At 39.9% G+C, this 464-nt stretch carries 1 protein-coding gene; it reads left to right on the plus strand.

The features are described from left to right. Positions 1 to 227: 227 nt before the first annotated feature. Positions 228 to 464, plus strand: a 237-nt coding sequence (locus J7R13_RS09950; RefSeq protein ID WP_425523234.1) for a LysM peptidoglycan-binding domain-containing protein, incomplete at its 3' end; no start/stop codon positions are given.

Genomic DNA, 464 nt, shown 5'->3' on the forward strand with positions numbered 1-464 from the left:
GTTTTTATGATGGCTTTTATAAAGGTCCTGCTCAGTCGATTACACTCCCAACAATGGCTGGTGATTCACAAATGTTATCACAAGGTGGAGTAATACAAAGCAGTGAGTTACTACCTATGGAGTCACCTTATAATTCAGGAGTTAGCGATAGTTCGTATGATTCTCTAGATCAGTAAGCCACATTTTATTCTGATAAGCACAGAGAGTTTTCGTCTGATGGGCGAATTATGGGCTCTCCACAGCAAAATCTTGGAACACTTTCTCGTTCACAAGTGAATAATCCTCCTACTTCTAGGCGGGGATCTTATATTGTACAAAGTGGTGATACCCTGTTAAGTATTGCACGGCAAATAGGAGTTAGTGTTGAGGCGTTAAAATTAGCAAATGGTATGAATAATCATTCTATCCATGTTGGTCAGGTGCTCATTATCCCAGATGAACGCACAAGTGTATCTTCAAATGCT

Source organism: Bartonella taylorii 8TBB (genome assembly GCF_902825155.1).
Taxonomy (GTDB): Bacteria; Pseudomonadota; Alphaproteobacteria; order Rhizobiales; family Rhizobiaceae; genus Bartonella; species Bartonella taylorii_A.